Genomic DNA, 24,433 nt, shown 5'->3' with positions numbered 1-24,433 from the left:
CGTATGGCGCGATCAGCAATCACGTGTTTACCTGTCAAGATCATGTCTTGAAGCATTTCATATCACGTTACCCTAGTAGTATTTCACACAAGTTGACCTCGAGTTCTTTGTTAAGGCTTGATTGCCTCTGCCACCAGTGAAGCATAAGCCTTCGCGCCTTCTTCGCCAAGATGTACGCCGTCCCTTGAGAAATATGAATCTTTGTCGGAACTAACCATGTGCCAGTCAACAAGCGTCACGTTGGAGAACTGTTTCGCTGTCTCCGCCAAGGTCAAGTTAACGTCGCGTTCCCACGGACGCGGTACGCGAATGTTTACAAGCAGAATTTGCTGAACGTTTTCTAATGAATCCAGCAGCGTAAAGATTGTCTTCTCCGAGAACGTACCATTCGTGCCGAGTGCGATGATGACAACGTCACCTAACTCACCATTCGACTTATGCTGATCAATAACGCCCTTTGCCTGGGACATCTGGCGGCCCACTTTGCCGTCGATCGTAATGCCGGGGAGATGCTCTTGTAGATAAGGGGCAATATCGAGCAAGACCGAGTCGCCAATCGCGGTCACTTTCCGTCCCGCATCCGGCTTTAGAGTTCCATATGGCTGTTTCGAGTCGTTTGGTTTCGGTCTGCTCCCTGGAGGTATTGTTCCTGTTTGAAGATCGTTGCGTTCGTACGAAACCGAGTCTGGTTTCGTATCGGATGTAAAGCCAGTCATACCGATAACGCATATCGTCAGTACGAGCATCATGCATACGGAAGCCATTCTACCAAGGATCGGCATTGATCCCCACCTACGGACCTGCATCCATGCATACTTGAACCCGCTTTTTCGAATGGGCTCCTCGATAAACCGCCACGATAATGCGGCGAGCACAATGCTAATTCCAACCTGTAATATGCTACGTATAATACTGGTCTCCCCAGTGTTGACTTCAGGACGAGTTAGTATAATAACCGGATAGTGCCATAGATAGATGCCGTAAGAACGAACGCCAAGCCACCGCAGGGGTCTCCAACCCAACGCTTTGCCCAACCGGCTTACGGGATGGGCGAGAACCGCTACGACTATAGCCGTGGCGACGGATAAAAGTACGAATCCGCCCCGGTAAAGAAAGTTATCGTACTGATCGGTAAGCCAGATCATGACCACAATCGTCATCAGAGCCGCTCCCCCGATACAATCAAGGATCAGGCGTGCTCGCGGCGCAGCCTTTACAGTGAGCTGGCAGCTCGGCCAAACCATGGCGAGGGCCGCGCCAATGAGCAAGGCAAACGCTCTCGTATCCGTACCGTAATAAACCCGACTCGGATCGCTGCCCGGCTCGTAAATCAGCGCCATCGCGAGCGCCGACAAAAACGCGAGCGAGAGAGTCAACCCGAGAAGCCGTCTCCGCCGCGTCGCGAAGCGAAGTCCGATAACGAGTAGCAACGGCCAGAGCAAGTAGAACTGCTCCTCCACCGCGAGCGACCAGAAGTGGCCGAACGGGGAGGGCGGACCGAAGCTCGAAAAATACGATACCTCATGATAAATACGCCACCAGTTATTGACATACAAAAGTGCCGACAGCACATCTCCACGCAGCGACGCCAGTTGGGAATGATCGAATAACGTGATCCACGCCGCGACGACTGCAATCATGACAAACAACGCTGGCATCAACCGCCTTATCCGTCTTAACCAGAAGTCTTTCCAGTCCAGCCGTCCATCTCTTTTCCATTGGGCAATGAGAATGTCGGTGATAAGGTACCCGGACAATACGAAAAACACGCCGACACCAAGCAACCCGCCGGGTGCCCATCTGGAATCAAGATGATAGACGATGACGGCTAACACGGCGAGTGCCCGCAGTCCGTCGAGCCCGGGCATATAGCGCCCGTTGCCTTTAAGCGGCTTAGGCATATCGGCCGCCTTCCCTATCTATATCAGCTTTCATTGTAAATGGCGGGATTCGTTCGTTTGTCATGCGGTTCGCCGTCGTGATCTGTCTGCAACTGTTCTGCTTTATTCGTTTTATGCTGTACATCTGTATTCTGCCCTTTCAATCTCGATAAGTTAGGTTTTCAACATAGCCCGGCGATTGACTCATTGAAAAACTTGTACGACGAATACCGAAACATGTACGTCGGCCCGTTTTTCGTACGCCTTCTACTCGATTTCGAATTTTATTTTATATATTCATTACTAACTAGTGCATCTGCAATCACATCGGTCGGTATAACAAATTCCACCACACCCATATACCCCGGAGCGACTTCGTATTTATCAAAGGAGATGACAAGTTTTCCTTCATTGTTTATATAGAAGGACTGATCTTTGGCAATGCTCTTAAAACTTTCAAAATCTACTTTACCGTCTACCCAATACGTTTTGTCCCGGTCCGACCTCATTTGCTGTCTCATTTGTTCTTGAACATTTTCACTGATCAGGCTGACATAGCTGTCATCCTTAAATAAACTAGGCAAGGTAATCAAAAGTTGATTTTTCTTATCTATAGTGTCGTATTTAAATGTTGTTGAGGATGAACCAACCGTATTTACTACATATCTGCCAATGGCAAGAATCTGATCATTGTCGGTTTTGACTTCATAACCGCTTTCCACGCCGACGTGCCCTCCGCCATTTTTCTTTAATTCCTCCATTTCAGCCGTAAAATCGTTGTACAGCTTTTTATTTTCTTCCAGGTATTTGTTATTTAGGGTGGCTTCTAACGTTTTATTTTCCATGTTCGTAATGGCAGGTACTTTGATATCGGCTTTGGCAGTTTCTTCATCGACTTTAAATTCTGTAAAAGTTAGTACCTTGACAAGCGAGCCAACCACGGGAACTTCTGTTAAAGCTTTTGCAAAGGCAGGACTAGTATTAATCCCTGTTATAAACAGAATAGCGGCTACCCCGACTGCAGCGAGGCTTTTCATTATGTTCGCATGTTTTTTCTTTTTCTGCTTGAGAGCTTTCTTCACGACAAAATCCAATTCATTAGGGATGGGCACATTTTTATATTTTTGTTTCAATTGTTCCAACTGTTCATGCATTTTACTTGACCTCCTCCAACGTTTCGTTGTCCATTCGAATTCGAAGTTTACGAAGGGCCTTATACAATCTTGATTTTACGGTACTGATGTTTTCGTTAAGTACTTCCGCAATTTCCTCAATCTTCATGTCTTCAAAATATCTAAGTATCACTACGGTCCGAAAGGCACAGGGTAATTCGTCCAAAGCCTTCTCCAGGTCAATGTCATGGTAGACATCTTCATTTGATGGGATGTGCGATTCAAGCGTCTGATCGTCTACAAGTTGAATTCTCCTATGTTTTCTTAGGAAATCGAGCGATGTATTCATCACGATCCTATAAAACCAGCTTTTCATCGAACCTTCGGATTTTAAGGTTTCTGAAGATAACAAAGCCTTATGAATGGAATCCTGGACAATATCCAACGCGTCTTCAGCATTCTTTACATAACTGAACGCAAAAAGATACATATCCTCCTTGTTTTCCGTAATAAAACGAGTAAGTTTTTTGTCTAACTTGTTATTCATAGAAACTCTCCTTTGATACGCGCGCATCATTCTCATGCCTCTTATATATAAGACGTGCGAGGTACCCAAAAAGTCTATTTACGTTAAAGGAAAAGCTTGGCAGCTACGGAATTGCTGAGTTTTTTGCTTAGACTCTTTCAATCCTATGGGCCATCTGCTCAAAACAAAAAAACTCGATGCCCCTATTTAGGGAAATCGAGTTTTGTGGTGTTAAAATTATAATTTACGAAATTTGAGACGGACAAATAATTTTTTATTATTTTACAGTGTCCTGATTGTCCGTAAAAACAACCTTAAGTTTATTTTCTTGCCAAGATAAAACAAGATGATCTACGAATCCCCCATTCCCTCCTTGAGGAGCCGTAACAATGATATCATCCACTTTGTCACCCGTATAGTCGCCAATAATTAAGTTTGGCTCCCTCCCAAGTTCCCCGTACAAAGTACCATCTGTTCCTTTGTTTAACCAATCATATTTTAAATATTTTTGTTTTTTTCCATCTTGCACGATGATCGATAAATCGCTGGCATACGCATCCAATTTTCCATCAATCTTTTCTTTTGTGCCTACCAGTATTACTTGGTCAGCAACAGAATCGCCATTAACATCTGAAGTTTTGTAATCAAGTACATACGTATTTTCCTTTAATTTAAGTTCGGGTACGTTAAATTTTTGCCCAATTTCCAACTTGGGTGACGTTTTCTCAGTGTGCTTCGTTACCGCTTGCGGAACTGAGGTTGCTTGTTTTGCCAGCGAAACTTGAGGTGTGAGGATTGTCGCTGCACAAATGACACCTGCCGCCAAAAGAGTAATTTTCTTCACATTCTGTTTCTTCATTTTATAAACCTCCAATTGTATTATGCTTGCCTTATATATGTAAGACGTACGAGGTACCCTAAAAAGTCTATTTTTATTTCATTAAGATATAATCTCAAGTTTCGCAAGTACATGAAGTTACTCTGGTTATCATTAAATTGTTCATGGAACGTTCGCCGGTGGATCGGGTCTAGCAGCCCAAAAGATAAGGCCTGATCAATGGTTTACGGTTGTAACTTCATCACTCCATTCACTATAACCAGCAAAGTTTTTAGCCCTTACCTTTACAGTATGGCTGGAGCGCGGTGCGAGACCAGTTTGTGAGAAATCACTAGTCACATTACTTATAACGCTGCCATCAAACATCATGTCGTATTGCAGTGCTCCTGGAGAATCATCCCATTTCATATTTAGAATGGATTCATTCTCACCCACAACCGTCAAATTTTCCGGAACGGGAGGGATTTGAGGAAATTCTCCGGAACCAAACATAAACCAATTAAGTTTGCACATATTTTGACTCGCGCCATGAAACACAAGATATACCTTTTGTTTCCCAGCAACTTTTTTTGTAAGGTCACTCTTAGCATTTACATATTTATTTATATCGCCTGTATTTGAAATATGAAGTGTGCTTATTAAATCACCATCAATGCTTTCAAGTCTTACCTCAATGGTGCCTCCAGTTAACGAACTTGCTACTCGTGCATTAAACCATGCTGCATCACCGGTACCCAAATCCACTTGATCGTACTGCAACCAATCTCCGTCTTTTAGATTAGATATACTCAGATCATATCCACTGTTTACATCATCGTTTGTCCATTCTGTTTTTGAGTTGATTTGCAGCTCCTTATCTGAAACAAACTTTTGATCGTCGTAACGCTCAGCATCAATTTTTCTATTTATGCCAAAGAGGTTACCTTGATTTTCAGTCGTTGTTAATTCAAAGGAATCTACATCTACATATCCGCCAAGATTCGTTGTTGCATAGTTGAAAATACCGAACCTCATTCCTACATAGGTTCCATAGTGCATATCGTATCTTCCGCCAAGTCGTGTAAAATGGATACCGTCTAAACTATATGAAAACTCCATTCTATACTCATGTCTTGGAATCTCAGCCCTTAACCATACGTCCTTCATGCCTGCAGATATATTCACGCATACATGTTCAGTCGCATTATCATTGATAAGTATAGATTTATGACCCTCTTCATTTTTGATCCCAATGAAAGTAAAGTTTTTTTGCATTAAACATAGACCTGCGAAATCACCATCGGCCATATGACCCACATCTAACTTAACCATCCCTTTACAATCTGGTCCAACGACCCGCTGTGTAAGCGTATTCCTTGCATAGGTTAAGTTATCCGTTACGCTTGAAGTATGAAGTCTCATAAACCCTGGTCTTTCTTCAAGACTCCATTTCCTGTTATCCGGATTGTGATTCCATTGCCACTGCAACCCTAACGTATTCGTGCTAAAGTCATCCGAAGTTGGAGGCGCCTTGGGTTCAACATACTCCAAATTGGAGATATTAGGCTTTCTATGTGTAACAACAGCTTTTTCGCCATCGACCTGCCCCATGTACGGCCAGCCATTCTTCCATGTCACGGGCTGAAGGGTAGGTACTCTACCAAGCTTCGATCGATCTTGGAATATAATCGCCCACCATTCTGAAGAACCATCTTCCTGAGGAACATCGACAATCCCCCCTTGATGAATGCCATTACCCCAGAAATTCATAAAGCTTGTGATAATATCCTCAACTTCATACGGTCCATTTGCTAAATCTTTTGTTCTAATGGCAACTTCTTTTTTTGAACCATGCTTCCAAATTGGAGTAGTCAGAATATAGTAATAGCCATTTATTTTATATACATGGGCACCCTCATTATACCCATTGTAAGGATGATCGGGACTTGGATAAGCATATATCTTCTTACCGTTTCTTTTGGCATCAGGTTCTCTCTTTGTTATTATAGATAATTGGCCTGTTTCTTCATCTACGGTCTCTAACTCACTAAGATAGAGTTCTCCTTGTCCATGTACGACATATATTTTTCCATCATCGTCAAACAATAATCCTGGATCATAAAGTTCGTCTTCAAGTTTATACAGTGTCCAAGGACCCTTTGCCCGATCTGCAATACTTACATATGCAGCATCTCCATTGATATTAAACATAAGGTAAAATTTACTGTTATGATATCTTAAACTCGTTGCCCATGGACCTTCATCATAAACATCGCCATGGATAAGGTCGTATGGGTCACCTTCCATTCGATCAACAGCATAACTTTCATATTCCCAATTGACTAAATCTTTTGAACTCATGATTGGACACCCTGGAAATAAATGCATACTTGTTGAAGACATATAGTATGTGTCACCAACTCTTATAATATCATTATCCGGATAGTCACCCCACATAATCGGATTGGTATAGGTACCATTTCCATTGTCAGCAATCCATCCATTTGTAGGAATAATTGTGGGAGTTGTAAGATCTGTAACTTCTCTTCTCATCGTTAATAGTACCTCCAATTTTTTGATAGCTAGTGCCGATAGGTACGATTACCTTAGAACCCCGCAGCTAAAATGCAGGTGGTGGGTAGTTCACCTTGTAACTGATAACTCCCGATATAACGGAATGACGATACGAACCGTCGTTCCTAAACCCAATTCGCTCTCCATCGTGACGCCGAACGATTCTCCGAATTGCAGCTTGATCCGCTCATTTACATTTCGGATCCCGTAACCACCGCTTTGATCCTTGTACCCCAATATTTTACTTATCGTTTCCTCACTCATACCGACTCCGTTATCGATAACTTTCATCACGATGGTCCCTTCTTCCTGATAAGCGACGATCCGGATGTGAAGGGGCTCTTCAGACATGGCATGTTCCAGGGCGTTTTCAACAAACGGCTGCAAAATCAGCTTCACCGTATCGTATTCCAAGACAGAGTATTGAATGTCAAAGCTGACATCAAGCCTGTCGACATGCTTAATCTTTTGAATGCCGATGTACGATCGGACCTGCTGGATTTCCTCGCGAATCGGAATGATCGTTCTTCCCTGGTTCAAGGTCAGACGGTAGAACGTTGCCAGCTCGCTAACCATTTGGTGCAGCTTCTCCGTTTCGCCTAAACGCGCAAGCCTGCTGATCGATGATAACGTATTGTACAAAAAATGCGGTTTAATTTGAGCCTGAAGCGCATCCAGCTCGGCTTCTTTTTTCTGCAAGTTGCTGATGTAGACCTCCTGAATCAGGTCTTCTATATTCTCCGCCATCTCATTGAATGCAGTGGCAATTTGCGCAAACTCATCGGAGCCGGAGTATTGGATCCGCTTCGCAAAATTCCCTTCCTGAAATGCTCGGAGGGAACGGGAAATCCTGTGGATTTGCTTTGAAAATGTATCGGAAACCATCGCGCCGATCGCCACGAGTACCAAAAAACTCGCAACGCAGATGAGCAGCGTCACATTTTTTACTTTCTGTGCAGCTTGTTCCAGCTCCTGAAGCGGAACAAGCGCCATAATCCGCCAGTTTATGCCTTCGATAGGCTCATGAATTTGCATATAAGCTTCCGCCTCAGCTTGCCAATCCTCAGGGAGCGGATTGCTCCTGTTCTCGTATACCGTTTCGTTCTGCTCGCTGATCACGGCGAAATATCCAGGGATGCCGTCCCCGCTATTACTGTAATTCAGGTTTCCGAATAAATCGTCCATTTTGACGGTAATCCGCATAATACCAATCGCCTTGATGGTTTGAAAATCCATCATCTTTCTAAGCCAAGAAACATTACCGAACTTCGAATCCGAATCAACCTGCATCCACAAGGATTCCACAGCCATTTCATCAAACCTTTTCACCCAATCCAGCTGCTCGGCTCGTTGATAATGAGTCAGATTATACCGTTTGCCTTGCAAGAGCGGGTCCTCGCCGGTTTCTGTATCATAGATTTCCGGCAAGGCTTCGTTATGCAAAAACAAATCAATCACGACGTTGTTCGATGACAAATTCAATGCTGATTCCAGCTTTGGAATAATGTTTTGAGTGACGGTCCGATAGCTTTCCAAGGGCTCGAGCCGTTTACTTAATGCCCGCTGCAGCGACTGATCGAGATAAAGCTGATTATCGACCTGCTCCACCGTTTTCATTCTTCCCTCGATGTTATCGCTAGCCTGCTTTAACGTGCCTTTCACATTTTGGATCGTTTGTTCTTTTACATATTGTACGGAAGTATAATAAGCATAATAACCAATTGAAATGACGGGCACGATAACCAGCAGCACGTAAGAGGCCATTAGTTTAAATCTGAAGGAGAACCGTTTCATTTATGACCACTGCCTTGCTTACGATAATCGACCGGTGGAAGACCGAAACTCTGCTTGAAATGCCTGCTGAACATGGTCAGATTCTGATAACCTACCCGGTGTGCCGCCTCAAATATTTTCATCTTCGGGTCCTGGAGCAACTCCCGCGCTTTCTCCATCCGTTTCTTCGTTACGAAATCACTGAAATGTTCATCGGTCACCTCTTTAAACAAATAACCCAAATAGTTGGGCGAAAAGCCGAACAGCTTGGCTACATTCCGCAGCTGCAGCGATGTCTCCAGATTCGCTTCAACGTATCGTTCAATTTCGTCAATCAGCTTCCGGTTCGGATTTTTCTTTTTGTTATGCAGATGCTCGGAAACCTCAAACAATTGCTTGCGCAGCCACGACTTAATGTCGGCAATCGTCTCAAAATCGTAAAGCAAGTTCAAATTTTTTAGCTCTATGCTTAATAGGTCATACAGACTGACGTTCAGCGACTGCAGGAAAAAATCCGTTTTCGAAACCACATATAACGCAAAATTGTAAACAGACAACTTGTCCTTCAGGCTCTGCACCAATTCGAAGAGCTGTTCCAAGCTGTCGTGAATGCGCACAAGGTCGTAATTCGCGGTGGCCGCAAACATTCGTTCCATGATCTGCTCCAGATCCAACGATGTTTGAACGATCTCGCCCGCCGTTTGCTCCAGCGTAATTACCCGGCATTTGCCGATGAACATTTTCGTTGCAAGCGCCTCGCGGGCTTGCAGGTAGGATTCAGGGGCGTCCTGAAGGGAGTCAACCTCCGAGCCCAGTCCAACCGTAATCGTCAAGTTGGAATGGCTGCGGACATGTTCAACCAAGGACTGCATCGACTCTGCAGCATTGAGCCCTGCAGCGTTGATGACGATGACAACCTTTTCATCTCCCGTTTTGCAATATATTCCCAGCTTCCGGTCTTGAAGATAATCGCTGATCAACCGAAATCCATGATCGATGGCGAATTTCCGCTGATCATCTGAAAACGCCTTCAATTTCCAGGCCATGTCATCCATTTCGATAATGGCAACGCAGCATTGTCCTCCATGCCAGAAAATTCCGGCACTCTCATATAGTCTAAAGAGGGTGTTATATTCAATCGTTCCCCGGAGCCATTGATACATCATTTCATTCTGGAGAAGCGGAATCGATGAGTCCATTTGCTCTTCCTTCTTCATTTGTTCCCGTTCGTACTTCAATTGCTCTCTGACAAGCTGCAGCGTGTTCAGAAGCTCTTGATCATCCACCGGCTTAAGAATATAAGAGCTGGCGTTCATCGAAATCGCTCTTTTGGCATATTGGAAATCCTCATGACCGCTTATAAAAATTATTTTTAAATGGGGCAACAAGCTTCTGGCCTGCTCGGCAAGCTCCAACCCGGACATAATCGGCATTTGGATGTCGGTGATCAGGATATCCACGTGCTGTTCCCGCAACAGGTTCAAGGCGGCCCCTCCCCCGTGCACAGCTCCAACAATCGTCATATCAAGCTGTTCCCAAGGCATAAATCGCTGCAATACTTCCAAATCCAACTGTTCATCATCCACTAGCAATACGTTATACATGGCAATCAGTCCTTGTAAAAAGATATAGAGTATACTCTAAAAAGTATACTCTTACATCCGGCAATCATACTCTTACATCCGGCAAACCTGAAGTTATTTGTCGTTCATTTTATTTTGATTATCCTGCCACTTCTTCTGGACATATTCGAGTACTTTAGGGAAACCAAGCTTTTGCATGTCTTCATTCGTCTTCGTCAGTATAGACTCAATTTCCTCGTCACTCTTGGCATAAATCATGGTGGAGAACGCTTGATCAAACATATCCGTCACCGACTGCAGAATAATGCCTTCTTCAGAATCCCCTTGCGGGTCTGTATTCGCAAAGGCTGTAATATCCATAGACGTCTTCCAAGCGACGTTCATCTGCTGCGTCGTTTGGAAATCCCGCTGCTCCTCAGGAAGAAGGCTTTCTCTGGCTACTTTGGCCAGATCGACCCAGGTTGCATTTCCGGCCATCATATTGTCGGATACGTGCAGCTTATCCAGTTCGGCTTTGTCCATCGTTTTGTATTTCTCGTTAGGGATTGGAATCCCGTTCTCGTCTTTTTCATCCCACAGGAATCCCGGAGGTCCAAACCAGAGAATCGCCTGTCCCTCGTTGCTAGTAGCCCAATCCAGATATTCGAAAATACGTTCAGGATCTTTCGCATTTTTCGTAATGACGATTTTGCCGCCGCCTTCTCTGCCGGTGTAGTTAGGATAAATTTTGTTCTTGTCTAAACCCTCTTTGTGAATTGGCCAAATAAATTCGTATCCTGCCTCAGGATCTTGGGCGCGGAGAGTAGAGTTCGGAACGCGCGCTCTGCCCGATAAGTTCGAATTGATGGAAACAGCCACTTTCCCTTGGCTCAGCTTCTCTATCATTTGATCGGCCTTTTGAGTGAATACATCCTGAGTCATCAGCTTGTCGCGATACATTCGACTGGCAAACAGCATAAACTCTTTGAAAGCAGGGTCTTCCGTAATTGGTTTTAACGTGTTGCCTTCTGGATAGAACATTCTGTCCACAAAATACGGCGTGCCGTTTTCTTTAAACGCGGAATACATCATCTTGATATCGTATGGACCGCCGACTTCAAGCGGGATTACATTCGGATATTTTTCTTTCACCGCACGCAGATAGCTCTCTAATTCAGTTAACGTCTCCAGCTTCGGCGAGCCCATTTCTTTATAGATTTTCCGGTTAATCGCCCAACCGCCGTTCCCGTTCATATGATCGCCACCAACATACCATTCCGGAAAGACATACAGCTTGCCGTCTTCCGAACGGTTAATATTGATAATCTGGTCGCCAGCAGACTTCTTCAGGTTCGGATATTTGTCGAGATACGGATCAAGCTCCACCAATTGGCCTTCACTGATCAATCGATCCAGCTCGGGCCCTGGTCCAAGCGCAATCACGTCTGGCAGCTCACCGCTGGCATACATAGCGTTGAACCTTTGTTTGGCGTTACCATTCGTTGGAAGATAATTGATGGATACCTTCTTGTTTTCCTGAATCCACTTCGTGGTAACCGTCTCTCCCCAAGGAGCAGGCTGCCATCCGTCATCAAAGTTGTACATCGTAAACTCTAGCGGTTGGTCTTTTGCAGATTCCCCGGCATTTCCATTGCCTACTGTGGTTTTGTTTTCGTCTTCCCCACTTCCGCAGCCAGCGATCAATGTACTGACAGATAGAACCGCGACCATCAAACCGGTCAGCCATTTTTTCTTGTTCATTGCATCGATTACCCCTCTCGTACAATCTTTTTTTATGTTATCACCTATCGGCGTATAACATCTCCCTATTCTTTCAATGACCCGACAAGTACTCCTTTAACAAAATACTTCTGCACAAAAGGATATACCATCACAATCGGAATGGTTGCTACCATCGTGGTCGCCATCACGACAGATTTATGCGTGACACTCTGCGCGTTCTGCAGAAATTCCTGTTTGGTCGCACTGATCTGCGTTGAGGCTTCAAATGACAAAATCGATTGTATGGTCTGGTTGAGAACAACTTGCAATGGCAGTAGGTCTTGATTCGAAATATAGATTGATGCGTCAAACCACGAATTCCAATGGCCTACCGCGGTGAAAAGCGATAGTGTAGCGATGACCGGTCCTGACACCGGCAACACAATCCTGAAAAAAGTATTAATGTGATTGCACCCGTCGATTCTGGCCGATTCCTCCAGTCCGTCCGGGAGTCCCATAAAAAAGGTTCGGAAGATGATCATATTCCAGACGCTGATGATACCGGGTATAATCATAACCCAGAAGGTATTCATCAAATGCAGGTCCTTAATTAACAGATAACTCGGAATGAGACCGCCGCTAAAATACATCGTAATAACGCACAGGATCATATAGAACTTTTTGCCGATCAATCCGCGTCGGGACATTGCATAGGCAAACATGGAGGTAAACAGAATCGACAGGAAGGTTCCCGTAACCGTTCTTGCAACCGTGATCCAGAAAGCGTTGATTAATCGGTCGTCCTTGAACACATATTTGTAGTTTTCCAATGTAAAATCTCTCGGCCAAATGGTAATGCCCCCAGCCGCCGTATCGTTTCCGGTATTTAAGGAAATAACCAAAGTATTCCAGAATGGATACAAAGTGACTACGGCAAGCAACAACAAGCATGTGTATACCACAATATCGATAGTATGATCTTCGAGTGAGCGTTTCACAAGCCGCCTCCTTTCTTGAAGCCGTTTACCATAAGCTGGAGTCCCCCAGTTTTCTGGCAATCCAGTTAGCGATCACAAGCAGTCCGACGCTGATCAAGCCCTTGAACAAACCAGCCGCCGTCGCATAGGAGAAACGGTAGTTCTCGATCCCAACTCGATAGACATACGTATCGATCGTTTCCGACACCGGCCTTAATACGACGTTCTGCCCCTGATTGGTAAGCAGCAATATCTCTTCAAACCCCGCATTCAATATTTGTCCAACCTGCAAAATGAGGAAAATAATAATCACTGGCGCTATGGACGGAATAGTGATGGATACCAGCTTCCGCATCCGGCCGGCGCCATCAATCGAAGCCGCTTCGTACATGCTGGGATCGACTCCCGCAATGGCCGCCAAATAGACGATCGCGCCGAAACCAATATCTTTCCAGATCCCTGACGTGATCAGAATTCCCCAGAAATACTCGGGAATCGATAACCAATGAACAGGCTCATCGATGAGGTTAAGCTTCTGCAGCAGGATGTTCATACTGCCGTTATCAACCGACAATAAAGAGATGACAAATCCCGATACGATAACCCACGAAATGAAATGGGGCAAATAACTGACCGTCTGCACGAATCTCTTGAATGCTGCGTTTTTCACCTCATTTAGCATCAATGCCAGAATGATTGGTGCAGGAAACGCAATGAACAGCTTCAAAAAACTGATTACAATCGTGTTCCGCATGATCTGCCAAAATTCCGGAGCGTTAAAAAACATCCTGAAATGCTTAAACCCTACCCACTCGCTTCCCAAAAAACCTTTCGCCGGACTATAGTCCTGAAACGCAGTAAGGACTCCCCACATGGGGATATATGAAAATATAATAATCATGATGATCGCTGGGATTACCATAATTTGCAGGTCCCACTGCCGAAAGAAACGTTTAGCCAAGCGCCTCACCTCCTGCTTTCCTGTAAGGTTACTCTCTTATTAAAATTGAATTTCCTAAACGATTGTGAATCGGGTGACAGCAGAGTTTAACCCTTTGGCATGGGAAGTCACAATCACTTCTCCAGGTACCGGACGCGATTGCAGCAATACCGTCGCAATGCCCGCTTCTGCCTGAACCGGATTCTCACCAACGATGACAGCGGAACCTTCCACTTCAAAAGTCACTTCGTGGTTCGCTGAGGTTACGATAGTCCCGTTGGCATCCTGGATCTCGGCATAGGCAAAGACAAAATCGGAACCGTCTGCAGCAAGTGCTTTGCCGCCCATATCTATCCGAATGGAAAGCCTTTCTGGTTCAAGCGGGGTACGCACGACAAACGAAGCCTTATCCATTCCACCGATTCGTCCGATGGCCTTTAGCTCCCCGGGCTCATAGGCCACGCCTTCAAACGTAAACGGCGCCCTCTCCAGATTGCGGCAATTTCCTCCGTCATGCTGATTGACCCGCAGTTTACCAGTATCATCGTCTGACTCTGTTGTCCCATCTTTTCCCTTATGCTGCTCCTCGTCGGTCAGCCAATAATCGACTTCATAGCCTGTCACGCGTTCACCATATTCCGTGTCGGGTCCTTGGTCAGGCTTTTGTGTCCTCACCGATTTCCCGTTAACAAACAGTTCTACTTCATCACAATTGGAATAAACGACTAGCTTGGTCGGCGAGACGCGTTCTGTCCATTCATTCGCAATGAATACCATCGGTCCGCTATCCATATGTTCGTGTATAACATCCGGACTTCTCTGACTCTGATAGAAGTAATACACGTATTTGGGCAAGCGGAATGTATCCAGGGCTCCGCATTCCGACAGCCGCGGGTAGCACCCTCGGTTATGATCAATGCCAACCCACGAAGCGTCACCAAGCGACCATCTGTTGCCGCGGTTCCGGTTCAGTGACCATTGATAATTCCACGCTTGCATCAGCAGCTTTTGTTCTCCTGCGCCGCGCGGTATACGGCTTGTACTTTCATGACCGCCAAATTCATAATCCCCGTACTCCCTGTCAAAGCCTCCTTTGTCAGGCAGAGTCTCCTCGAGCGGTCGGGACAAATTACTATCTTCCCACATCGTATACGGCACATCATAATTTACGTAGGCAGGGTTTTCTCTTCCGATCGTATCTCCCGATGTATTCATTTGATCTCCGGGATATTCTTCATGTGCAATCAGATGGCATTCGCGGAAAAATTCGTCCGTCGCGCCTTGCCGCTTGTTGTACGTTTCATTCAAACTGACCTCCCACATAATCATGCACGGATGATTCCGGTCGCGGCGGATCATATCCCGGATATTTTGCTTGGCGATTTCCAAGAATTCTCCTGTCTCGCAATACTGCCAGCCGGGAACCGGCTCAACCGTCATTAGTCCGAGCTCATCACAAGCATCCAGGAAAGCCGGAGCCTGCGGGTAATGGCCAAGTCGTACGAAGTTGAATCCGCCTTCTTTTAACTTCAACGCATCGCGGTATTGGGCATTGTTCGAAGCCGCATTTCCGATATAAGGATATTGCTGATGGCGGTTCGTCCCGCGGATGACCAGTAGTTCCCCGTTGATCATAAACCCATTCGACTTGCTGAACGAAATCGTGCGGATTCCGATTCGTGTGAGAAGTTCATCTGCCATTCGACCGTCACCATCGATAATTTCCGTCAACAACGTGTACAAATATGGAGTATCCGGGTGCCAAAGCTGAGGATTTGTAAGCGTAATCATTTGTGCAAATGTGTGATCCCCGCCAGCTGTAACAGTCTCGATCAAGCTTTCTGCCGATCCAACGCATCTGCCTTGTTTGTCCAGGATCGATGTCACGACTGTGACATCCTTGGCATGATCGTGCTCATTTCGCACGTGGGTCTGAACTTCGACCGTGGCAGCTGCTTTCGAGACGTTGGAATATTTGACAAAGACCCCGCCTCCCGCCTGTTTCCCCGCAAATACCGCATCCGTAACGTGAAGTTTCTCTGTAATATGGAGCTTCACGTTACGATACAATCCGCCGAAATATGAAAAATCCAGACTCTCCAGCGGCTTGCCGGGCGGTATTGCTCCGTTGTTACGGTTATCAAGCCGGACGGCAATCACATTCTCCACACCAAATTCAACGTCCTCAGTGATGTCGATCATTAACGGCAAATAACCGCCTTTATGAATCCGCTTGAATGTTCCGTTGATCCAAACATGAGCTTCCTGCATGGCCGCTTCGAATTCAATGAACAGCTTCATTCCTTTCCATGCTTCGTCTGCGGTAAAGCGCTTACGATACCAACAAAAACCTTGATAGTGCAGATCAACATGAAGGGATTCAATTTTGGGCGTGTGCGGCAAATAAACGCATTCCCATTCATCATCCGTCATGTTCCTCAGCTCGGCTCCCGATGTATCCCCAAGAACGAACTTCCAGTCCTTGTTAAAATTCAATGTGTTTCTACCGAGATTTGTACATTCCATCGATACTAACCTCCTGACTAACCTTATTTTATGGTTATTCAGTATGCAAAACTACGTCGCTCAGCAACGATTTCTGCATTCTATCAACGAACTCGATATGTCTTAGGACCGATACTATGGTATGATCAAGCATCGAAACATGTTTGGAGCCAAATTGGTTAAGAGGAATGGTAGGATGCAACGATCGAATTAGGTTACCGGATTAATGAACCGGCGTCCTCTTTAATCCGATAATCATGCATTTTAGATACCTCCAAATGAATCCAAAACACAACGTTTGACAATCCAAATACAACTATACTATATTAAAAAAACGCAATGAATTTGGATCCAAAAAAATCGTGATGCTATCTCTCTTCTGAAACCAAAACTGATTTTCAGTGAAATGATAGCGTTTTCATCGCAAATGATTCAATCAAGAATCATTTGGAAAGGACGGAAGCTTATATGAAAAAAATGTCTGCTGTTTTAATAGGTGCGGGAGACCGAGGAGCGCGTGCCTATGCCCCTTTCGCGATTGAAAATCCGCACGAACTTGAAATTGTTGCTGTTGCGGATCCAAATGCGGAAAGACGACAAAAGGTCATGATGCAGCATCATATTTTGGAGGACAGCGGTTTCGAGTCTTGGGAAGAGCTGCTGGATGGTACACAAAGAGCCGATATCGCCATCATTTGTACATTGGATCGAATGCATTTGGAGCCGACGATTGCCGCACTAAAGGCAGGCTACCATGTTCTGCTTGAAAAGCCGATGTCGCCGGACCCGCTGGAATGCATTGAAATGGAAATGACGGCTCGGGAGCAGAATAGGCTGCTGACTATTTGCCACGTATTGCGGTACACCGAATTTTGGTCCAACGTTAAAAAGATGATTCAAGATGGACAAATCGGAGAAGTCGTATCGGTTCAATTGAATGAAAATGTTGAAGTCATGCACATGTCGCACAGTTTTGTCCGCGGAAATTGGAAAAACAAAGAAGAATCGAGCCCGATGATACTGCAAAAATCCTGCCATGATATGGATATTCTATCCTGGATTATTGATAAACCCTGTATGCGAGTAAGCTCTTACGGTTCGTTAATGCATTTTAAAGAGAGCAACGCTCCACAGGGCGCGCCTGAGCGCTGTCTTGATGGATGTCCCGCGGAGAACGACTGCCCGTTCCATGCCGGAAAATACTATCTGAGCGCAGGCAAAGGCTGGGCGAGGAAGTTTACCGAGGATTATACCCATGAGGGGATTATTTCCGCGCTACAAACTACCGATTACGGGAAATGCGTCTACAGATCGGATAATAACGTGGTCGACCATCAAGTCGTAAATATGGAATTTGAAGGCGGGGTCACGGCCACATTCAGCATGTGCGGTTTTACTAGAGAACAGACAAGGATCGTTCAGATTATGGGGACGAAGGGAGAGATTCGCGGAAATATGGAAGACAATAACATCTCCCTGTATAACTTCCTTACGAAGCATGAAACCATTGTTCGTCTTCCTGAGCCTGTTGGCGGACATGGCGGAGGGGATAGGAAGATTGTCAGAAACTTTCTGGATGAAGTCAGACGTTACGACGAGGGCGGTTCAAGTCTGTCTTCCGCAAGCGTATCTTTACGCAGCCACTTAATGGCCTTTGCTGCGGAAGAGTCTCGCCTGCAAAAAGGCAAGTCGATCGAACTGGACGAATTTTACCGAGAGATCGCTTTTTCAAGCGTGAAATAAATAAAAGAGGAGACGTTGAACATGAGCAGCTTTGACTTTTCGATTCGTGGCAATCAATTCATTCTGAATGGGGAGCCCATTCAATTGATATCCGGAGCCATACATTATTTTAGGGTGGTACCTGAATATTGGGAGGACCGGCTCCGCAAATTGAAAGAATGCGGATTTAATACCGTAGAAACGTACATGCCTTGGAATCTCCACGAGCCTGCTAAAGGTGAGTTTTGTTTTGAAGGAATCGCCGATATTGAACAATTCATCGCTCTTGCCCAAAAGGTCGGCTTATTCGTCATCATTCGCCCAAGCCCGTATATTTGCGCGGAATGGGAGTTTGGCGGCCTTCCTTCCTGGTTGTTGAAAGACAGGAATATTAGATTGCGCTGCTATGACCCTGATTTCCTTCAAAAAGTGGATGCCTATTATGATAAACTGATCCCTAAACTCGTTCCTCACTTATGTACCAACCGTGGTCCGATCATCGCCATGCAAATTGAAAATGAATATGGAAGCTATGGGAACGATCAAAAATATTTGCAGTACTTAAGAGATGGCCTCACAAGCAGAGGTGTCGATTGTTTACTGTTTACTTCCGACGGACCCACAGATTACATGCTTCAAGGGGGAATGACGGAAGGCGTATTTGCAACGGTTAACTTTGGTTCGGGTGTAGAGAAGTATTTCGACAAACTAGAAGAATACCAGCCGAATCAGCCCCTCATGTGTATGGAGTTCTGGAACGGGTGGTTCGATCATTGGGGAGAAGAACATCACACCAGAGACGCTGAGGATGTTGCCGATACGCTGGATCAAATGCTGCAGCGCAATGCATCCGTCAATTTTTATATGTTCCATGGCGGCACGAATTTCGGTTTTTATAACGGGGCCAATCATGGCGATAAATATGATCCTACCATAACGAGTTATGATTACGACGTTTTGTTATCAGAGCATGGCGTACCGACGGACAAGTATTTTGCCGTAAGAAAGGTCCTTGAAAAGCATTTACCGCTGCAGCCGTTAGCCTTGCCGGCCCCCCTTCCCGTAAACGTGTTTGGGGAAATCCGATTCACGGAATGCGCCGCTCTCTTGGATTCGTTAAAAGCGCTTGTCTCCCCGCTAGAACGGACTTGTCCGGAACCGATGGAGGCTGTGGGGCAGGATTACGGATTTATTTATTACGAGACAACGGTCAGCGGGCCAAGAATGGACTGCAAACTCGTTCTGCAAGATGTACATGACCGTGCATTGATTTTCTTGGATGACCAATATATTGGAACCGTTGAAAGATGGAATCCGCAAGACCTGTCCATCGATATTCCGAAGCAGGGTGCCAGACTGGGAATTCTGGTCGAAAATATGGGAAGAGTCAATTATGGCCCGTTGTTAAAAGATTATAAAGGGATTACAGAGGGCGTACGGTTAAATGGACAGTTTTTATTCCACTGGACGATCTATCCGCTTCCATTAAAGGATTTATCCCCATTGAATTTTAAAGGGTTGGAAAAAGCAAGTGAAACGCCTGCATTTTACAAAGCCGTATTCCATATTGATCAGCCTGCAGATACTTTTTTACAATTTGACGGATGGAAGAAAGGCGTCGCCTACGTGAACGGAAACAACATCGGAAGGTACTGGGAGGTAGGACCTCAAGAAACGTTATATATCCCTGCTCCTTTCCTGCATGCCGGCGAGAATGAAATCATCATGTTTGAGCTTCATGGTACCAGCCAAACGAGCGTGTATTTATCTGATACGCCTATATTGGACAAGAAGAGCAGCCGCTAGCGAAAAACAGGCTTCGAAAACACGGGCAATCATCAAATCAAAGCTTGAAATGCTCCTGAGACCAGTGAACGCTAAAATAGAAGATCGCCCTATCCGGCTGAAACTTGGCCAGGTGGTTGGCGGTCTTTTTGACGTTCTGGGAGATAACAGTTGTCAACTAGACATAATTGAATTGATGGTCAACTAACCGATGATCCAACACCTATGACATGGAGAAGGACCTGCGGTGCGAAACCGAGGTCCTATATGGGATGCATTTAAAAAAACGATCTGAATTCCAGCTGAAAACGATACTTCATATTCTCCTCAAACCACATTCGTATATAGTTCTATTTGTTTGCATAACTTCAATGGCTTTATTTATTAGGATATAGCCATGGATGAGGCTTTGGTGCCAACTCGCCCATGGTCCAGCTTGTCCCTTTACTAAGGCTTGCCCTACTGTGATGATCGCATCATAAAAATCCAACGGATCTCCCATTCTCAGCGTTTTAAAGGCGGATATGATCTCAGGTATAGCCTTATTGTATAATCTCAAATTGCTGATTCTTCTTTGTTTAGAATCGTATTTGTCTACTCAAGCACTATTTTTACCGTGCCTATCTGATAAAGCTGGATGACCATCTTTAGTATTGTATCTTCTACTCTTAGCTCTTCCTCACATGCTGTCTTTTGTTCATTGCTATCTGTCCAATAGGCATACTTGATTTGTTCGGGGCAGATCAATGTGATTGTGTCTATTTTCCCTTCTATCTCGTAAATACGCACGATGAAACTTCTGTCTCCTTCTTCTGCTCCTTTTATACAAGAAACTACAGATGTCTGAGACTCAAATGCTACAAAGGTATGTCTTGGATTAAGCTTTCCCTGTTGTCTTAACCCTGTTACTACTGTCATAGGGTGGTTATATTTTTGGATATAGTCATTTAGCACTTTAGGATTGTTCGATTGCATAACACCTAATCCAAATTCTAGATGATTAATTCCATACTCTTGATATGGATCTGGATCGTAAGAGCCTCTTAGTAAGGTAAGGGTAAATTATCTGCTCCTCTAAATCCATAGCCTACTTTGGACATGAGCATGACACCTGCTGATCCGTCCTTACCTTCTCCATAGATATAGTTATTCCCTGGAAGATCTATGTCTAGCGCTTGTCGCGTAACCCTACCAAATGGAACATCATAATGATACATTGCACATGAATCATGAAGCGGCATATAGAATTGTAGTTGGGGTACGCCTTTTCCAAGACATCCCACCTCTTGCCAATCACATTCTACTTTAAAGTCTAGATGACTGCTGCCTTTATCTAATGAAATCATCACTTTAAGCTTTGAATTTCTAAAACTTAACTCATAAGCAATTTGACTTCTTAATGTACCTTTGGTGCTTGTTATTTCAAGATTTTGATGAATCCATTGGATATGTTTATAGCGTCCAACAAACCAAGAAGACATGCCTGTACCCTCATCTGTAATCTCTTTATGATCGGCCTCATCTACTAATCTAAATATCCCTGATTTTCTCGCAGCGTCTATCATTTCCTTCCCGGTTGCTTTATCAATCATGAAGTCAATCGATCCGTCTAAAATATTAAACATAACTTTAATCTTCTCATTTTGAAGGGTATAGCATGGTTCATTTTGGATACGTTTTTCATGCCAATAACTTACTTTAACCTGTTCAATTGCTTGTTCAGTTAAAATGTATGTTGCATAGCCGCATGCAGGACATCCACTTCTAATGCCAATTTTAAATAATGATGTCCCCAATAGTGATTAAAGTCTTTTTCCAATACCTGATGTGTAACGACTTCACCTTTTTCATTGGTAAACAACATACGCTCGTGATCATACTGCCATTCCCAAATCATCAATTCAATCACTTCTTGGCGGGCCTGCATCGTTGGATTAAACACATGATAAATTCGGGTTTTTCCTGTACCATTCTCGTACTGTGCAGACCCTGCACCGGCACCGTAAGCCAAGCATTGCTCATCATCTCCCTCACTGACTACAAGATCAGATGTATGAATCTGCTGAGCCAGCTTTTGAAGGGCTATTTTCTTATTGGCGTTTACTGTTGCTGCAACCTCTTGATAAAGGCCTAGGGCATAATCTCTTGTGGCATCTACCCCTGAACCTGTTAAGATATCATGGAACTGATTAAATAATACGGCTCGCCAAGCTTTTTCAAATCTTTGCTTTGGATAATGGGCCCCTTGTATTAAAGCCGCCCATGTACTAAAGAGCTCTGCTTCGTACAATCCATTTTCAGAAGCTTTATTGCCCTTTTTAATTCGGCTTTGAGAGCTGTAGCATCCATCACAGATGAAATTCTGTTCTTGATATTCAATAGGCAGTTGCTCTTTATACTTTTCAACCATTTCAAAATACTCTCTATAGGTAGAAAATTTCACTTTGGGATAGATTGGCCACTTGGAAACATCTTTGATTCTTTCAATATCTCTTCTTGTTGGTCCACCCCCATGATCTCCTACCCCATAAACTTTTAATACATAAGGAATATTTGTTCGTTCCACCATTTCTGGTACATACAGACACATGTCTGATTGAATAAACGCATTATAAAATTGGGGTTCCCAGTTGACGATGATTTCAGCTCCTGAAGGACTTCTCCATCTATAAAGTGTTGGTCCCTCTTTTCGCCCTCTACAATGATAGTAATACTTTACGCCAGCTTTGGTGAGAATTTCCGGTGTATGGATACTATGCCCAAATGTATCTGGTTCAAAATCAATATTGTATGAATCTAATGGCTGATTAAACAGTTGAGATAAGTATTTTTTGGTATATAACAATTGTCTCGTTTGACTCTCTCCACTCGGCATGTTCTTATCTGCTTCAACCCATGTAGATGCTGTAATCTCCCATTTGCCTTCGACCACTCTTTGTTTAATCTCTTCTAACATTTCCGGATCATAGGATTCTACAATCTTATACAACGAACCTTGAGATTGTGAAAAGGTAAAGTCATCATACTCTCTCATGATTTGCAACATCGTTCGAAATGTATCTAAAGTAACATTTACGGTTTCATCAAAGCCCCACTGCCAATTCATATCAATATGTGCATGAGCCACACTGTATCAAGTCTTTAAACGCTTTAATCTCCCTCCCCCAGCTCGTTTTAGAATAAACTCCAAGTAACTAGACAAAACAGCCATGGATCACCTTTGATCCATGGCTGTTTATCATGAGAAGATAAGATCGTGAACCATACTCGCTTCCGATGGACATTTCTTTGCCGAGTCCCTTGGACTGATAGCTTGGTAGTACACATACTTCACATCCAATTCCAGTAATCACACCATCCGAATTTGGCAAAATCAGCTCGTGGTTCCTGCTCGTCATCATCAGCGTCATTATCGTGGCGCAGTTGAAGTACGTGAAAGCTGCTAAAAGCAAGACATAGAAATACAGTAACATCGCTGCATAATTCAGCGTCCTCGATGCGTTCTTGTTCAAAATACATGTGCCAGCCAGATGTCCAACTAACTCAATATACAAAGGAGTACCTTGTTTGAAGTGGCGGTGAAGGAACCTGCGATTCAAACACGGGGAGGTACTCCTTCTTTTGTGTCCAAATTCGATGATGATTGCCGGAATTCAGATGCGGTCCGTCCTTTTAATTGCTTGATCAATCTGGCGAAATGATTCGATGTCTTAAAGCCGCAACGATGAGCGATTTCTGAGACGGTCAATCCGGTATTCGTAAGTAGTTCCACTGCACGGTTGACTCGATAATTCCATAAATAGTGCATTGGAGTTGTTTGCTCATGCTGTTTGAATAACCGCACCAAGTGCTCGGACGAAAGACCTGCACGGTTAGCCAAATCCCGAAGTGTGATTTCTTCCGCAAAATGCTCATGAATCCATGTCAGCACCGCATATAGTGCGGGGTGTTTCTCCCGCCGAAGGAGAATCCTCTTCGTTTCGGTTGGAAAAAGATGCAACGCTGCAAGTCCGAGACTGCGAATCGTTGCGTCATCACGAGGGACATTGCGCAGCATGTTCAGCATCAAATCGGTCAGCAAGTTCATCTCTCCCGAGAGAGGCAGGAATTCTGGAAGTTCGTATAGCGTATGGATCGCTGCTTCCGGTATCGGAGAGACTTTCACGGAGATCCAGCGGTGCCAGGTCTCTTCGGTCTTGGAGAATATGAACGTTTCCTCGTGACCCGGCTTTAACAGCACAGCATGGCCAGGCTGCACATGCAGCAGACGGCCGTCAATCGTTACATTCATCTCGCCCGTGTACAATAAGACGAGTTGAATGTCCTGTTGAATTCGGGGGCCATAGCGGCCGCCGGGCGGATATACGATGGATCCTGCATGGGCATATCGAACATTATCAAACGGAAAAGACAAAACTCCTTGCATGCTGCCTAAGCACCTCCATCCCCAGTTTATGATAATAAATAGGGCATATCAATACCAGATACAAACATGCAACTTACAGTCATTGTTGAACTACCGAGTATAAGTTATGTTG

Annotated in this window: 17 protein-coding genes and 2 pseudogenes; 3 read left to right on the top strand and 16 right to left on the bottom strand. The window is 44.6% G+C overall.

Annotated elements, in window-relative coordinates; genetic code table 11:
- Positions 1 to 110 precede the first annotated feature (110 nt).
- The 11 genes from MHH48_RS12505 to MHH48_RS12455 all read right to left on the bottom strand — a co-directional run bounded on the left by MHH48_RS12505 (position 111) and on the right by MHH48_RS12455 (position 16,409).
- Positions 111 to 1,901: an acyltransferase family protein gene (locus MHH48_RS12505; protein WP_076321076.1), complete on the bottom strand. Its 1,791-nt coding sequence runs from the start codon at positions 1,899 to 1,901 to the stop codon at positions 111 to 113.
- 263 nt (positions 1,902 to 2,164) lie between these two features.
- Entirely contained in the window at positions 2,165 to 3,034 is an 870-nt protein-coding gene (locus MHH48_RS12500) for a DUF3298 and DUF4163 domain-containing protein (protein WP_076321075.1), read from the bottom strand.
- 1 nt (position 3,035) lies between these two features.
- Positions 3,036 to 3,539 carry a sigma-70 family RNA polymerase sigma factor gene (locus MHH48_RS12495; protein ID WP_076321074.1) on the bottom strand — a complete coding sequence of 168 codons (504 nt, stop codon included), beginning with the start codon at positions 3,537 to 3,539 and terminating at the stop codon, positions 3,036 to 3,038.
- Between the two features lie 256 nt (positions 3,540 to 3,795).
- Positions 3,796 to 4,377 (bottom strand): hypothetical protein, encoded by a 582-nt coding sequence (locus MHH48_RS12490; protein WP_076321073.1) that lies wholly within the window; start codon positions 4,375 to 4,377, stop codon positions 3,796 to 3,798.
- Between the two features lie 195 nt (positions 4,378 to 4,572).
- Positions 4,573 to 6,888: a family 43 glycosylhydrolase gene (locus tag MHH48_RS12485; RefSeq protein ID WP_083659549.1), complete on the bottom strand. Its 2,316-nt coding sequence runs from the start codon at positions 6,886 to 6,888 to the stop codon at positions 4,573 to 4,575.
- 90 nt (positions 6,889 to 6,978) lie between these two features.
- Positions 6,979 to 8,703, bottom strand: a complete 1,725-nt coding sequence (locus MHH48_RS12480; RefSeq protein ID WP_076321072.1) for a sensor histidine kinase — start codon at positions 8,701 to 8,703, stop codon at positions 6,979 to 6,981.
- Complete coding sequence (locus MHH48_RS12475) at positions 8,700 to 10,286, bottom strand: response regulator (RefSeq protein WP_076321071.1); 1,587 nt, start codon at positions 10,284 to 10,286, stop codon at positions 8,700 to 8,702. The genes MHH48_RS12480 and MHH48_RS12475 overlap by 4 nt, the downstream gene beginning before the upstream one ends.
- Before the next feature lie 93 nt (positions 10,287 to 10,379).
- Positions 10,380 to 12,005 (bottom strand): extracellular solute-binding protein, encoded by a 1,626-nt coding sequence (locus MHH48_RS12470; RefSeq protein WP_076321070.1) that lies wholly within the window; start codon positions 12,003 to 12,005, stop codon positions 10,380 to 10,382.
- Between the two features lie 65 nt (positions 12,006 to 12,070).
- A complete protein-coding gene (locus MHH48_RS12465; RefSeq protein WP_076321069.1) occupies positions 12,071 to 12,964 on the bottom strand; it encodes a carbohydrate ABC transporter permease in 894 nt (297 codons plus the stop codon).
- A 25-nt stretch (positions 12,965 to 12,989) separates the two neighbouring features.
- Positions 12,990 to 13,865: an ABC transporter permease subunit gene (locus MHH48_RS12460; protein WP_237566369.1), complete on the bottom strand. Its 876-nt coding sequence runs from the start codon at positions 13,863 to 13,865 to the stop codon at positions 12,990 to 12,992.
- A gap of 93 nt (positions 13,866 to 13,958) precedes the next feature.
- Positions 13,959 to 16,409, bottom strand: coding sequence for a glycoside hydrolase family 2 (locus MHH48_RS12455; RefSeq protein ID WP_076321067.1), 2,451 nt, complete (start codon positions 16,407 to 16,409; stop codon positions 13,959 to 13,961).
- A gap of 447 nt (positions 16,410 to 16,856) precedes the next feature.
- Here MHH48_RS12455 and MHH48_RS12450 point away from each other — a divergent pair, with 447 nt between their 5' ends.
- On the top strand, positions 16,857 to 18,131 hold the full coding sequence (locus tag MHH48_RS12450) for a Gfo/Idh/MocA family oxidoreductase (RefSeq protein ID WP_076321066.1): 1,275 nt from the start codon (positions 16,857 to 16,859) through the stop codon (positions 18,129 to 18,131).
- A gap of 21 nt (positions 18,132 to 18,152) precedes the next feature.
- Entirely contained in the window at positions 18,153 to 19,916 is a 1,764-nt protein-coding gene (locus tag MHH48_RS12445; protein WP_076321065.1) for a beta-galactosidase family protein, read from the top strand.
- Between the two features lie 573 nt (positions 19,917 to 20,489).
- On the opposite strand, the gene MHH48_RS12440 is transcribed toward MHH48_RS12445, so the two are convergent.
- The 4 genes and pseudogenes from MHH48_RS12440 to MHH48_RS12425 all read right to left on the bottom strand — a co-directional run.
- Positions 20,490 to 20,870, bottom strand: a complete 381-nt coding sequence (locus MHH48_RS12440; protein WP_076321064.1) for a glycosyl hydrolase-related protein — start codon at positions 20,868 to 20,870, stop codon at positions 20,490 to 20,492.
- A gap of 68 nt (positions 20,871 to 20,938) precedes the next feature.
- Positions 20,939 to 21,520 carry a glycoside hydrolase family 38 C-terminal domain-containing protein gene (locus MHH48_RS12435; RefSeq protein WP_083659548.1) on the bottom strand — a complete coding sequence of 194 codons (582 nt, stop codon included), beginning with the start codon at positions 21,518 to 21,520 and terminating at the stop codon, positions 20,939 to 20,941.
- A 98-nt stretch (positions 21,521 to 21,618) separates the two neighbouring features.
- Positions 21,619 to 23,022, bottom strand: coding sequence for a hypothetical protein (locus MHH48_RS12430; protein WP_076321063.1), 1,404 nt, complete (start codon positions 23,020 to 23,022; stop codon positions 21,619 to 21,621).
- Between the two features lie 154 nt (positions 23,023 to 23,176).
- Positions 23,177 to 23,257: pseudogene (locus tag MHH48_RS12425) on the bottom strand (GNAT family N-acetyltransferase); the annotation flags it as partial.
- A gap of 4 nt (positions 23,258 to 23,261) precedes the next feature.
- Between MHH48_RS12425 and MHH48_RS12420 the strand changes: the two are divergent.
- Positions 23,262 to 23,354 (top strand): annotated as a pseudogene (locus MHH48_RS12420) (DUF817 domain-containing protein); the annotation flags it as partial.
- A gap of 136 nt (positions 23,355 to 23,490) precedes the next feature.
- Here MHH48_RS12420 and MHH48_RS12415 read toward each other — a convergent pair.
- A complete protein-coding gene (locus MHH48_RS12415; protein WP_076321062.1) occupies positions 23,491 to 24,321 on the bottom strand; it encodes an AraC family transcriptional regulator in 831 nt (276 codons plus the stop codon).
- Between the last annotated feature and the right edge of the window lie 112 nt (positions 24,322 to 24,433).

The sequence above is a fragment of the Paenibacillus sp. FSL F4-0100 genome, from assembly GCF_037993005.1.
GTDB lineage: Bacteria > Bacillota > Bacilli > Paenibacillales > Paenibacillaceae > Paenibacillus_AQ.
Note: the sequence above shows the minus strand (reverse complement) of the source record. Positions and strands in the feature narration are given on the sequence as shown.

What these genes read in the sequence shown, in the direction of transcription:
- MHH48_RS12415 (WP_076321062.1), bottom strand. Translation starts at nt 24,321, where the DNA reads ATGCAAGGAGTTTTGTCTTTTCCGTTTGATAATGTTCGATATGCCCAT.
- MHH48_RS12435 (WP_083659548.1), bottom strand. Translation starts at nt 21,520, where the DNA reads ATGTTTAATATTTTAGACGGATCGATTGACTTCATGATTGATAAAGCA.
- MHH48_RS12485 (WP_083659549.1), bottom strand. Translation starts at nt 6,888, where the DNA reads ATGAGAAGAGAAGTTACAGATCTTACAACTCCCACAATTATTCCTACA.
- MHH48_RS12455 (WP_076321067.1), bottom strand. Translation starts at nt 16,409, where the DNA reads ATGGAATGTACAAATCTCGGTAGAAACACATTGAATTTTAACAAGGAC.
- MHH48_RS12480 (WP_076321072.1), bottom strand. Translation starts at nt 8,703, where the DNA reads ATGAAACGGTTCTCCTTCAGATTTAAACTAATGGCCTCTTACGTGCTG.
- MHH48_RS12495 (WP_076321074.1), bottom strand. Translation starts at nt 3,539, where the DNA reads ATGAATAACAAGTTAGACAAAAAACTTACTCGTTTTATTACGGAAAAC.
- MHH48_RS12445 (WP_076321065.1), top strand. Translation starts at nt 18,153, where the DNA reads ATGAGCAGCTTTGACTTTTCGATTCGTGGCAATCAATTCATTCTGAAT.
- MHH48_RS12460 (WP_237566369.1), bottom strand. Translation starts at nt 13,865, where the DNA reads ATGGTAATCCCAGCGATCATCATGATTATTATATTTTCATATATCCCC.
- MHH48_RS12500 (WP_076321075.1), bottom strand. Translation starts at nt 3,034, where the DNA reads ATGCATGAACAGTTGGAACAATTGAAACAAAAATATAAAAATGTGCCC.
- MHH48_RS12440 (WP_076321064.1), bottom strand. Translation starts at nt 20,870, where the DNA reads ATGCAATCGAACAATCCTAAAGTGCTAAATGACTATATCCAAAAATAT.
- MHH48_RS12475 (WP_076321071.1), bottom strand. Translation starts at nt 10,286, where the DNA reads ATGTATAACGTATTGCTAGTGGATGATGAACAGTTGGATTTGGAAGTA.
- MHH48_RS12490 (WP_076321073.1), bottom strand. Translation starts at nt 4,377, where the DNA reads ATGAAGAAACAGAATGTGAAGAAAATTACTCTTTTGGCGGCAGGTGTC.
- MHH48_RS12505 (WP_076321076.1), bottom strand. Translation starts at nt 1,901, where the DNA reads ATGCCTAAGCCGCTTAAAGGCAACGGGCGCTATATGCCCGGGCTCGAC.
- MHH48_RS12470 (WP_076321070.1), bottom strand. Translation starts at nt 12,005, where the DNA reads ATGAACAAGAAAAAATGGCTGACCGGTTTGATGGTCGCGGTTCTATCT.
- MHH48_RS12450 (WP_076321066.1), top strand. Translation starts at nt 16,857, where the DNA reads ATGAAAAAAATGTCTGCTGTTTTAATAGGTGCGGGAGACCGAGGAGCG.